Source organism: Eximiradius proteiniborus (assembly GCF_058546985.1).
In genome coordinates this window covers 2053892-2064669 of record NZ_CM178592.1, presented here as the reverse complement: position 1 = coordinate 2064669, position 10778 = coordinate 2053892, and the positions used below count along the sequence as shown (strand labels likewise).

The window sequence follows — 10778 nt, the reverse complement described above, 5'->3', positions numbered from 1 at the left end:
TTACTCATTTAAAATTTCGTAATACAGATTAATATTTGATTCGACAGTTTTATTAATGTCGAATTCTTTTACAAGATCGAGCGCACGAGCACCAAATTGGTAGCGCAGTTCGGCATTTTCTACAAGCAGGCGAAAACGTTCTGCAAGTTCATTAGGATTGTTGGGAGGCACAAGAAAGCCATTTTCACCATCACGCACAATTTCGGGAATACCTCCGACAGCAGTTGCAACAACCGGCAACCCCACAGACATTGCATCGAGCAAAGATGTGCCAAGCCCTTCTTTTTTGGAAACGAGAGTAAAAATATCGAAAGCTTTCAGATAATCGCCGATGATTGTTTGGTACCCTTCGAAATGGAAATTATTCAGGGAACGTTCTGCTGCAAGATTTTTCATTTGTTCGAAAAGTTCACCGTTGCCAACGGCAACAAACGCGACAGGTTCATTTTTAAGCAAAGTAGCTGCTTCGAGCAAAAGTGGATAATTTTTGTGTCGGGCAAAAGCTGCAACAGTGCCGATAATTATTTTGCCCGGAAACTTTTTGCGAATAGCCGAACCGTCTGAATTAGAAAATTTATTTAAATTTATTCCGCTTCGGATAGTAACAAGGCGATTTTCCGGGAAGCCGCAATCAAGCAGGACATTCCGAATAGCATCGGAAATACATATTATTTTAGCAACCCGCTTATTGAGATATTTCCAGCGGTTGAAAACAGTCAGTTTCACTGGAAAATCCACACGACGCGAAGCGACAATTTTTACATCAGAATTGAAAAAAGTTGAAAGAACAGCAATGCTCAGACTGTGCGAGCAGTGGCAGTGCAAAATATTGTAGCCATTATCTTTTGCAATACGAGCAATTTTACGAGCTGAAAAAACATCTAATTCATTACGCAGTGGTAGTTCGCACAATGGATAGCCTAAATTTTTCAATTTCTCTGAAAAAGCAGAAGCAAACGCAACGCATATATTTGTTGAAAAGCCCTTTTTTAGCATTGCCTCGTAGAGATAAAGGGCTTGCTGCTGCCCGCCGCGCCAGGTGCGACCGGTGTCGATATGTAGCACACGAGGTGTCATTTGCTTTGCTTTTCGATAATTTTCAAATATTTGAGGGCAACTCCGAAAGCAGAGATAAAGGAAAGAACAAGCCCTTTGTACCCATCCAAAAATCCCCTATCGAGAAAATACATTTTACAGAATTTAGCAAAGAAGCTCAGGAATGGCTTGCAAATACTGTATTTTTTCGCTGTGCTTTGGTCTGCGGCAATATCGGTGTAGAAATCTATTTTTTGCAAATGAGATTTTATCGTTGGGTAAGTGTAATGATAGATTGGTTCGTAGATTGTGCCGATTGGGCAATTGCCAACAACGCTTTCGTGAAGTGGCTTCTCGTTGAAATTAGCTTGCTTGCGATTAAACAGACGCTTTGGAAAGTCGCGCTGCCAACCGCAATATTTAATCATTTTGCCCAAGTAAAAGGAATTTCGCTTAATTCGGTAGAGAAAGAACTCCGGATTTTCCAAAATTTGCTGGATACGAGGCCGTAACTCGTCTGATACAACTTCATCGGCATCAATTGAAAAAATCCAGTCGTTTGTGGCAAGCTCGGTAGCCCGGCGTTTGGCAAGCCCAAAGCCTTCCCATTTTTCAAGACGAAAGACTTTTGCACCGAGAGATTGAGCAATTTCGCAGGTGCGGTCGGTCGAGCCAGTATCGAGCAGAATTATTTCATCGGCGAATTCGAGCGAACTCAAACACCGAGAAATATTTTTCTCTTCGTTCTTTGCAATTATAACAGCAGAAAGATTAAGCATAATATTACATCAAACTTATCTTATTTTTATTTGCATCTGCTTTTTGCTGAACAATTTCGTAGTGCAAGTCTGCAATTTTGCGAGCAAGACTATCCCAGGATGCAATTGATTTATATGTTTGGATATTTTTGCGATATTTTTCGAGCAAATTCTGCTGGAACGCAGTTTTGATAGCCTCAGCTAAAATCAAAGCATCAGGTTTTGCAACGAGATAGCCTGTATCGTGAGGTTCTACTGCTTCGCGTAAACTACCGACATTTGTAGCGATAACGGGCAAATCAAAATGGTAAGCAATAGCAACAATTCCACTTTGAGTAGCCGAGCGATAAGGAAGTACGCACGCATCAGCAGCCGAAAAGCAAAGAGGTACTTCACTATCAGAAATATAGCGAACGTGTTTTGTGATACGATTTCCCACTCCGTGCAGTTTTATGAGCCGTTCATATTTATCGAAGTTGCCATAGGGTTCCCCAGCAACGAGCAGATGATAATCTTCGGGCAAATATTTCAACGCTTCGATAAGTATATCGAGCCCTTTGTAGTCGCGAATAAAGCCGAAAAACAGCAAAATCTTTTTATCGAAAGGTAGAAATAGCTTATCCTGTGCAATTTTCTGAGGAACTTTTTCACCAAAGTGGTCGTAAAGCGGGTGAATATGTTCGATATATTTTGCATCTGGCTTGAATTCTAAAAGGTCGTCTTTCACAGTTTCGCTCATTACAACGAAAGCATCGTTGTATTTAAGGAAATATTTTGTCAATTTAATATCGCCGGGACGTTTTTCATGTGGCTTGACGTTATCGAGAATAGAAATTTTTGTGATTTTTTCAGGCAAATACTTGCACACAGTGCCAAGTGAAGGTGCGAAGAATGGCATCCAATATTTAGTTAGCAACAAATCGGGATCGTAACGGCGTATTTTCTGTGCCGAGCGAAGATAGCTCATCGGATTTATTGTGTCGAGAATACGTTCGGCAATAAGTCTATCGACTTTATCAGAAGGCGAAACAAGTTGTGTTTGCCCTGGAAATAATACTGATGGATACTGCCGTGAGAAAGTATAGGCTTTGCCTTCTGCAAATTTTTCAAATGCCCTGAAAAGAGCGGCATTGAATTGGGCAATACCACCACGAAAAGGATAAAATGTCGAAAGATACGCTATTTTCATATAAAAGCAATTAATTATTATAAATTTCGTTTTTTGATATTTAAATTTAACTAATTTATTAAAAATATCCGATTAAAAATAATGGCAGATGAAATTATCACACAAGCGGAACGAAGCGGTCTTGGGAAGGCTGATTTTTACTATTGGCGGTATCAATATGAATTAGGCAGGGATATTATTGTGCCATATTTTCAAAAAAACATCTGCGAGATAAAGGACAAAAAAATTGTCGAGATTGGCTCTGCCGAGGGCGGTGTGCTTCATTCATTTGTCCGGGCTGGCGCCAGCTATGGTTTAGGCACTGATATTGCTGAAAACAGATTGGAAAGCGGAAGAAAAGTATCAGCGGCTACGCAATTAAATGTAGAATTCACTTCTCACAATATTCTTACCGATGAAATTCCTCAGAAATGGCAAAACTACTTCGATATAGTTATTTTGCGGGATGTCATTGAACATTTGCCCGAACCCGAACTTGCAATTCTTAAAATCCGGGAACTATTGCGTGATGAAGGATTTCTCTACGCTACATTTCCGCCTTACCGTTCGCCTTATGGTGGACATCAGCATACGCTTGCCGGCAATTTTCTGACAAAATTGCCGTATATTCATTTATTTCCGGACTTTATTTTCCGAAAAATGATAAGCTCCGGAAGACAAATCGACCAGGAGGAAACACTACGATTACGCAAAATCAGGCTTTCTTCGAAAAAATTCAAAGAATGCGTATATTCTGCTGGCTACAAGATAGCTAAGGAAGACTATTTTTTGTTGCGTCCCGTATTCAAAAAGAAGTTCGGATTGCCGACCGTGAAAATCGGGGCAATTGGTAAGATACCGTTTTTGGGTGATTTTCTGTCGCTTGAATGTATGTATGTTTTGAAGAAATAGATTTGGTATAAAATTTGCCATAATTATCGATAAATGAAAGGGAAAAATATGTTGATAAATTTGAACAAATACAATATTGCACGCTTTGCGGTTGTCTCGCCTGAGGTTAGAATTGCGGATGTCCCGTTCAATGTGGAAAAAATCAAGGAAGCAGTAGAAACAGGTTTAGAAAACAAGTGTAATTTTTATTTATTCCCTGAATTGTCGATAACGGGATATTCCTGCGGTGATTTGTTTTTTCAGGACAACTTAAATCGGGCTGTCGGGCAAGGACTGTTGGATTTGCAGAAATTCACTCAGCAACAAGCCGTTACAATTGTGGTTGGTGCACCTTTGCGTTCGCTCGGAAAAATGTTCAACTGTGCTGTTTTTATTTCAAATGGGCAAATTCTGGGGGTTATTCCTAAAACATTTATTCCGAATTACGATGAATATTACGAAGAACGCTGGTTTTCCGGCGATGGAGACAGGAACTGCTCAATTATTGAAATAAATGGAATGGAAATTCCGTTTGGAGCGGACTTGGTATTCGAAGCAAAGGATTTTCCATTACTTCGCATAGGAATTGAAATATGCGAGGATTTGTGGTCGGTAGTGCCACCGAGTTCGGATTTGGCTCTTGCGGGTGCGAATGTGTTGCTAAATTTGTCGGCAAGCAGTGAGTATCTGGGAAAGGCAGAATACAGGAGAAATCTGGTGGTATCGCAATCTGCACGTTGCCACGCTGCTTATCTTTATTCATCGGCGGGACCGGGCGAAAGCTCAACCGATTTTATAATGTCCGGGCACTGCATAATAGCAGAAAATGGGAGAGCATTGGAAGAAAGCCGTCGATTTTCTTTTAATACACAAATGATTATCTCCGATGTGGATATTGAAAAGCTTAATTCAGAACGTTTGAAAAATAGTTCATTTGCAACGGGACGCACACAAAAACAGTATAAAACAATTGGATTTGAGTTTGGAACAGTATCCGCAACAAAACTATTGCGACATATTCCAAAGTTGCCGTTTGTTCCTCGTTCTTATCAGCAGAAAAAAGAAGTGTGCGAAGAAATATTAAACATACAAATTACTGCTCTTTCGAAACGCTTAAAGCATATCGGAATACAAACTGTTGTGCTGGGCGTTTCCGGCGGGCTGGATTCAACTCTTGCGTTGATTGTATGTGCCAAAACTTTTGAAAGACTTGGATTAAACAAAAATGGTATTCTGGCGGTCTCTATGCCTTGCTTTGGGACTTCGAGCCGAACAAAGATAAATGCACAGAAATTATCAGAGGCGCTTGGAGTTAGTTTTAGAGAAATTGATATTACAGACACTGTTCGGTCGCATTTTAAAGACATATCGCACAATGAAAATCAAACTGATTTAGTTTTCGAGAATGCACAAGCACGAATAAGAACTTTAATATTAATGGATTTAGCAAACAAGCTGAATGGTATTGTCGTCGGAACAGGCGATTTATCGGAAGCTGCATTGGGATGGAGCACATACAACGGCGACCATATGTCTATGTATAACGTTAATTCGGGAGTTCCAAAAACACTTGTGATGTATTTGATTGACTGGGCAAAAGACAATTTATTTGCGGGAGAGGTGTCGCAAATACTTGGGAACATTATGGAAACTCCGATTTCGCCGGAACTATTGCCTACAAGCGAGGACGAACTTGTTCAGCAGACTGAAAAGATTATAGGTCCGTATTTGCTACACGATTTTTTCCTATATTATTTTGCCCGATTTGGTTATTCGCCAACAAAGATTATGATGATGGCAAAAGTAGCATTTGGCGAAAAGTTTAAAAATTATGAAATCAAAGATAGTATGAAAAAATTTATTACACGGTTTTTCGTAAATCAATATAAACGTTCGTGTATTCCTGATGGAGTAAAAGTAGGAACAGTCGCTTTGTCTCCGCGGGGAGACTGGAGGATGCCAAGCGACGCAGTGATGGAAATCTGGCTTTCAGAGATAGATGGGTTCGAGCTATGAACGATTTTTTCGATATAAATAATCCGCTATTGATAGTAATAGCAGACGACCACGAGATAGTCCGTGCGGGACTTAAACGTTTGCTGAATATCGAAAAATCTTTCAGAATAATTGATGAAGCACGTAATGGCGAAGAAGCAGTGGAGCTTGCGAGCTACCACAAGCCAAATGTAATGCTGCTCGATATTCTGATGCCAGTAATGACAGGAATTGAGGCATTGCCGATGATTAAGAAAATGTCGCCATACACAATGGTTGTGATGCTTACTGCTTTCGAGGACTCATTGCATATAGAGCAAGCAATTGAAGCCGGAGCGGACGGGTATTTATCAAAAGATATTTCATCTGCTGATTTGATAGATGCAATAAAAAAAGTCGTGTTGGGCGAAAGAGTATTCAGCAAGTCCATTCTGAATATGATGCAACATAAGTTATTCAAATCCCAGACAGAAGCCAATACAGTTTCTATTACCAAACGAGAGCAGGAAGTGTTGAATCTGATTGCTGAAGGCAAGACCAACGCAGAAATTGCAGAAATACTATTTTTAAGCGTTCGCACTGTAGAATCGCACCGTTATAATTTAATGCAGAAGCTTCAATGCTCGAACACTGCAAGTTTGATTCGTTATGCCATAAAGAATAGAATTGCCAACGTTTAGTTTTTAATGAATTAATATATAAAAAACAGGCTGCACTTTTGGAAAAAGGCAGCCTGAATAATTATTTTTATTTTTTAATTTTTATGCAGTTTTTCTCTTGAAAATTCCTTTTATTTTGCCGAACACAGCTTTACCGAATGCGTTATTTAAATAATCGGCAGAAGGAATAACATAAATTGTAAGAATTGTCGAGACAAGCAATCCGCCCAAAGAAACAATACCAAGCGGCATACGCAATTCTTTGCCGAAATCACCAATACCAAGAGCCATTGGAAGCATACCCAAAATAATAGCAGCAGAAGCCATAATTTGTGGTTTTAGTTTTGTTGGAGCTGCTTCAATCAAGGCATCGCGGTGGCTCATACCCTTGCGAACTAATTGGTTTGAGTAGTCGAGTAAGAGAATTGCGTTATTAACCACAATTCCCACCAGCATTATTATCGCCATCATAGAAATAGTATTCATAGTTGAGCCCGTGATAACCAGGATTGCAAACACACCGATAAATGATAGCGGCAAAGTGCTCATAATAATTAGCGGTTGGACTAAATCTTCGAGCAAAGCAGCAAGCAACATATAAGTAAGCACAATTGCTATTAAAAACGCACGCAACATTTCGGCAACTGTTTCTTTCATCATCTCGGCACTACCACCCCATTTGTAGTAATATCCTGCTGGCATTTCAATTTTGGCAAGGCGCTTCTCAATTTCGTCTGTAACCTGCCCTAATGGCACACCAGCTGCGGGCGACCCTGTGAACTTAATAGTAGTAAGTTTATCGCGGTGCAGTATTTTTGCAAAACCTTTGGTGAAACGGACTTCGCCTAATTGGGACAGTCGGTATGCACCATTTGGTGTTGCAATTGGAATATTGCCAACTTTTTCAGGAGTGTTGTATGCGTCGTCGAATAGTTTCACTTTGATATCGTATTCCTCGCCTTTTTCTCTGTATGTTGTGGCAACAATCCCTTCCATCGAAGCACGCAGCGTCATTGCCACATCCATAACAGTAATTCCAGCTTCTTCGATTTTCTCACGATATGGGAAAATTGTAATTTCAGGTTTGCCCGAACGTGATGAATTATCGAAGTTAATAAGACCTGGGACATCAGATATTTCATCAACTACTTTCGTTTTCAGTTCTTCAAGGACAAGAGCGTCGTTGCCCATCAAGTAAAATTCAATCGGAGCACCAGGACCGCCAGCATTATTAGCAAAATCAACTTTAATTTTAGCATTTGGAATGTCTGAAAGCAGGTTTGTAAATTCAGTGATGAATTCTTGAAGTGTGGTTTCGCGTTGGTTAGCGTCGGTAACTGTTACATCCATCACAGCAAGGTTTGTGTTTTTGTCGATTTCGCTTTGCTTGCCCAGACTTGTAATAATTTTGGTAACGTCAGGATATTGACTGATACGGCGCTCGATTTCTGCCATTACGATAGCAGTTTCGTCTATATTATATCCGTCGGGCAATTCAACGTTAATTCTAACTTGGGAATCGTCAATACGGGGGAAATTCTCGAAACCGATTTGCGGACCTAACACAATGAAGCTAAGAATGAGCAGAGTAAACGAACCGAAGGCAACAATCGAAGCATAAAGTTTACGGCTAAGAACCCACGCAAGAGTACGTTTATAGAATTGTTCCACTTTCGACCAATATCTTTCTATCGCGGCACCAATCTTCCCTACTTTTATTTCTTTTGGTAGAATTAATGATGCAAGCATAGGAGTAACTGTAAAGGAAACCAAAAGTGAGAACAAAGTTGCATAAGTAACGGTTAAAGCAAATTCGCGGAAGAAAAGTCCTACCATAGAAGTCATTTGTGCAATCGGAAGGAACACGACTAAGTTTGTCATTGTTGCAGCAAGGACTGCAACGACGACTTCATCAGTTCCTTTGGCAGCTGCTTCTTTGTTGTCGGAGCCAAGTTCTTCTTTATGTCTGAAAATGTTCTCAATAACAACAATTGAGTTCGAAACAAGCACGCCGACCGATACCGATAGCCCCATAAGTGTCATCGTATTCAATGAAAAGCCCGAAACCTGCATTAAGAAGAAAGTCGAGACAATGGAAATAGGCATTGCAAGAGCAACTATAAATGTTGTTCTAATATCGTGCAAAAAGAACAGTAGTACTAATCCTGTTAGCAATACACCCATATATATATTGGAAAGAGCGTCGCTGACGGAGCTTTTAATAAACTCAGAGCGGTCCAGGGCGATGTCTAATTTCATCCCTTTTGGCAAGTTTTTTTCAATTTGTGGAAGTGATTTTCGAATAGCATTGGCAACATTTACAACGTTTCCTTCGGGCGACTTGATAATACCGATATTAATCACGTTATCAAGGCGTTCCTTAGCTTTATTGTCGAAAAAGACTGCGCGTTCGCGGACATCTTTTCCTTCGTCGAAGACTTCGGCAAGCTGCCCGATTTTTTTAAGTCCGCCACTTGTAGGAATTTGAAGTTCTTTTATTTGCTCGGGTGATGAATATTGCCCCTGCATACGAACAGTATATTCCTGACCTTGAAGTTTAAAATATCCTGCCGGAATATCTATATTGTGAGCTTTTAATACTTGAATAAGCTGAGGCAGCGAAATATTGTTTTCGTAAACAGTGCGGTTGTCGAGCTTCACTTGAATTTCGCGTTCTTGTCCGCCGGTGATAGTAACATTTGCCACACCTTCGATTTGCGAGAAGCGGTCGCGAAGCACTCTATCGGCGTAAAAGTACAGGTCGCGTGGGTCAGTTTGTTCGGCCGAAAGAATAACATTTACAACAGGGAATGCCTGCAAATCTACTTTTTGAATGATTGGTAATTCTGCGTCATCTGGGAGCTGGCTCAAAATTGCATCGACTTTGTCCTTAACCTCTTGATTGGCAATATCTATGTCTTTATCGAGTTCGAATTGGATAATAGAGATTGAGATGCCTTCGAGAGAATAGGAATCAATAACTTTAATTTTGGAAACCGTAGAAACAGCGTCTTCTATTTTCTTGGTTATTTGTGTTTCAATTTCTTTCGGTCCTGCCCCTGGATAAACAGTTGAAATTGTTACATACGGAATTTCAACATCGGGCATCTGGTTGAGAGTAAGGCTGAAATATGCCAATCCACCGAATAACACGAATACGATGATAAGCATACTCATCATTATAGGGCGATTGACAGATATATGAGCAATTTTCATATTTGCACCTCTAATTTACGATTTTAACTTTACTACCATTGCGAAGCAGGAATATACCGTCTGTGATAAGACGGTCGCCGGGGTTCAAGCCTTCGGTAATTTCAATATCGATGCTGCTTTCGATGCCAGTTTTTACTGTTTGCTTGTATGCTTTGCCGTCTTTTTCTACGAAGACGAATTTTTCGTCTCCATCGAAAACAATATAGCGGCGAGGCACAACAATAGCGTTGTTTCTTTTGTAAGCATTTATGCGAATATCAGCTGTAACTCCACTGCGAATTTTGCCGTGATAATTATCGAAGACTATTTCCACACCATAAGCATTGTGTTTTGGGTCGATGGACAAATCAACGACAGACACTTTTCCCGTATAGACGTCTCCGTTTATTTTCATAGTTGCGTCCATACCAGGCTTTATGTATTGAACTTCAATAGGTGAAGCCCAAACTTTTGCTTTAACTTTGTTAAGTTGGGCTACAGTGAAGAGATTATCGCCTGCTTTCACCTTATCACCTTCTTTTACAAGCATTTGAGTGATGGTGCCACTGATTGGCGATTCAATATTGATTAATTTATAGATAGATTCCCAGTTGCGTTTAGCCACTAAGAATTGAGCTTCGGCATTGTCGAAATTCTGCTGTGAAGTTTCGCCGGCAGCGAGTAATTGCTTCATACGCTCATAAAGCTTTTTAGCGTTTTCGTAGCCGACTTTTGCCTGGTCGTATTGGATACGAGGATTATCTTTCGGGAACTCGACAATTACCTGACCTTCGCTAACACGAGAACCAACTTTTGCGTTAATTTTGACAATTTTATCTTCAATCGCAGCTTGTTGCATAGTTTCTTTGATGCCTGTTACTTTGGCGAAGAAGCTCAGGTCTTTTGCAAAGTCGCGTTCGCCGATTGTCATAATTCGGACAGGGACGCCGGATTCGGCACGAATTTGTTCGATACTTTTGCCTGGTTTTACTTTCTTCTGGCAGGCAGAGACCGACAGGGCAATTATTAGAGCGAAGAAAAGTGTTTTAGATAAATTAAAGCATTTCATAATTTATA

The 10778-nt window shown here is 40.2% G+C and carries 8 protein-coding genes; 3 read left to right on the top strand and 5 right to left on the bottom strand.

All coding sequences use genetic code 11. The features are described 5' to 3' along the window. Genes ACY2LT_RS08605 through ACY2LT_RS08595 form a run of 3 tightly spaced genes read right to left on the bottom strand, consistent with a single transcriptional unit; the run spans position 1 to position 2982 of the window. A complete protein-coding gene (locus ACY2LT_RS08605; protein ID WP_491815156.1) occupies positions 1 to 1077 on the bottom strand; it encodes a glycosyltransferase in 1077 nt (358 codons plus the stop codon). Next, a complete protein-coding gene (locus ACY2LT_RS08600; RefSeq protein ID WP_491815155.1) occupies positions 1074 to 1814 on the bottom strand; it encodes a glycosyltransferase family 2 protein in 741 nt (246 codons plus the stop codon). The genes ACY2LT_RS08605 and ACY2LT_RS08600 overlap by 4 nt, the downstream gene beginning before the upstream one ends. A gap of 4 nt (positions 1815 to 1818) precedes the next feature. Then, positions 1819 to 2982 (bottom strand): glycosyltransferase, encoded by a 1164-nt coding sequence (locus tag ACY2LT_RS08595; RefSeq protein WP_491815154.1) that lies wholly within the window; start codon positions 2980 to 2982, stop codon positions 1819 to 1821. A gap of 81 nt (positions 2983 to 3063) precedes the next feature. On the opposite strand from ACY2LT_RS08595, the gene ACY2LT_RS08590 reads away from it, so the two are divergent. From ACY2LT_RS08590 to ACY2LT_RS08580, 3 genes are read left to right on the top strand one after another with little or no spacing between them, the layout of a single operon-like run. After that, the gene (locus ACY2LT_RS08590; protein ID WP_491815153.1) at positions 3064 to 3873 is read left to right on the top strand and encodes a class I SAM-dependent methyltransferase; all 810 of its coding nucleotides are present in this window, start codon (positions 3064 to 3066) and stop codon (positions 3871 to 3873) included. A gap of 48 nt (positions 3874 to 3921) precedes the next feature. Next, positions 3922 to 5868, top strand: a complete 1947-nt coding sequence (locus ACY2LT_RS08585) for an NAD(+) synthase (RefSeq protein WP_491815152.1) — start codon at positions 3922 to 3924, stop codon at positions 5866 to 5868. Continuing rightward, positions 5865 to 6527 (top strand): response regulator transcription factor, encoded by a 663-nt coding sequence (locus ACY2LT_RS08580; RefSeq protein ID WP_491815151.1) that lies wholly within the window; start codon positions 5865 to 5867, stop codon positions 6525 to 6527. The genes ACY2LT_RS08585 and ACY2LT_RS08580 overlap by 4 nt, the downstream gene beginning before the upstream one ends. Positions 6528 to 6608: 81 nt before the next feature. Here the strand turns inward: ACY2LT_RS08580 and ACY2LT_RS08575 are convergent, their stop codons facing one another. Both ACY2LT_RS08575 and ACY2LT_RS08570 read right to left on the bottom strand, forming a co-directional pair. Further along, complete coding sequence (locus tag ACY2LT_RS08575) at positions 6609 to 9722, bottom strand: efflux RND transporter permease subunit (protein WP_491815150.1); 3114 nt, start codon at positions 9720 to 9722, stop codon at positions 6609 to 6611. A 10-nt stretch (positions 9723 to 9732) separates the two neighbouring features. After that, entirely contained in the window at positions 9733 to 10770 is a 1038-nt protein-coding gene (locus ACY2LT_RS08570) for an efflux RND transporter periplasmic adaptor subunit (RefSeq protein WP_491815149.1), read from the bottom strand. Positions 10771 to 10778 lie beyond the last annotated feature (8 nt).

Bases quoted from the DNA above. Each gene is read 5' to 3' on its own strand.
- ACY2LT_RS08590 (WP_491815153.1), top strand. From the start codon at position 3,064: ATGGCAGATGAAATTATCACACAAGCGGAACGAAGCGGTCTTGGGAAG.
- ACY2LT_RS08570 (WP_491815149.1), bottom strand. From the start codon at position 10,770: ATGAAATGCTTTAATTTATCTAAAACACTTTTCTTCGCTCTAATAATT.
- ACY2LT_RS08580 (WP_491815151.1), top strand. From the start codon at position 5,865: ATGAACGATTTTTTCGATATAAATAATCCGCTATTGATAGTAATAGCA.
- ACY2LT_RS08575 (WP_491815150.1), bottom strand. From the start codon at position 9,722: ATGAAAATTGCTCATATATCTGTCAATCGCCCTATAATGATGAGTATG.
- ACY2LT_RS08600 (WP_491815155.1), bottom strand. From the start codon at position 1,814: ATGCTTAATCTTTCTGCTGTTATAATTGCAAAGAACGAAGAGAAAAAT.
- ACY2LT_RS08595 (WP_491815154.1), bottom strand. From the start codon at position 2,982: ATGAAAATAGCGTATCTTTCGACATTTTATCCTTTTCGTGGTGGTATT.
- ACY2LT_RS08585 (WP_491815152.1), top strand. From the start codon at position 3,922: ATGTTGATAAATTTGAACAAATACAATATTGCACGCTTTGCGGTTGTC.
- ACY2LT_RS08605 (WP_491815156.1), bottom strand. From the start codon at position 1,077: ATGACACCTCGTGTGCTACATATCGACACCGGTCGCACCTGGCGCGGC.